1 pseudogene is annotated in these 1,099 nt (G+C 75.3%); it reads left to right on the top strand.

Annotated elements, in window-relative coordinates:
• Window positions 1-1,099 (top strand): annotated as a pseudogene (locus G3N59_RS36785) (hypothetical protein); the annotation flags it as partial.

Below are 1,099 nucleotides of genomic sequence, written 5' to 3' on the forward strand. Positions count from 1 at the left end.
ACGCGCCCGCCCGCTGGCGCACGCGCGGCAGACGCGCTGCGCGCCTGGGTCGCGGCGTACGGGCCGACGATCCGTCTGGGCGTGCTGACCTCCGTGTGCGGCTTCGCGTCGATGCTGTTTTCGGGCTTCCCCGGCCTCGTGCCACTCGGCGCGTATTCGATCGCGGGCCTGGTGCCGGCGGCGCTCGTCACGCGCTGCGTTCTGCCGCGTCTGCACGGCGCCCCGGCGCTCACGCGCGACGTCACGCGCCTGGGCGGCTGGCTCGCGCGCGCCGGCCAGGCCGCGCCGCGTCTGCGCTGGCCGCTCGCGGCCGTGGCGCTGGCGGCGCTCGCCGTGCTCGCGCTGCATCGTGACGGCCTGTGGAGCCACGAACTGTCCGCGCTGAGCCCGGTCCCGGCCGCCAGCCAGGCGCTCGACGCGCGCCTGCGCGCCGACGTGGGCGCGCCCGACGTGCGCTATCTGGTCGAAATCCCCGCCGCCAGCGAACAGGCGGCGCTCGAAGGCGCGGAAAAGATCGGCGCAAGTCTGCAGCCGCTGGTCGATCGCGGCGTGCTGGCCGGTTTCGAAAGCCCGGCGCGCTATCTGCCGAGCGACGCCACGCAGCGCGCGCGCCTCGCCAGCCTGCCCGACGACACCACGCTCGCCGCCCGTCTGCGCGCCGCGCTCGCCGATCAACCGATCGCCCTCAAGCCCGACGCCTTCGCCCCCTTCCTCGCCGATGTCGCGGCCGCCCGCCACGCCGCGCCGATCACGCGCGCCGATCTGCGCGGCACCTCGATGGGACTCGGCGTCGATGCGCTGCTCACGCCGCGCGCGGGCGGCGGCTGGAACGCGATGCTCGCGCTGCGCGCACCGGACGGCGCAACGAAGGCCGATACATCGAGCCTCGACGCGGCAACGGTGCGCAACGCCGTCGACTCGGCAGGCGTGCCGGGCGCGCTGTTCGTCGATCTGAAAACCGAAGCGGACCGCCTCTACGCCAACTACGTGCGCGAGGACATTCGCCTCTCGCTGGCCGGTTTCGCGGCGATCGTGGTGCTGCTGGTCGTCGCGCTGCGCTCGCCGCAACGCGCCGCGCGGGCGCTCGCGCCGCTCGTCG

The organism is Paraburkholderia sp. Ac-20340, from assembly GCF_017104965.1.
GTDB lineage: Bacteria > Pseudomonadota > Gammaproteobacteria > Burkholderiales > Burkholderiaceae > Paraburkholderia.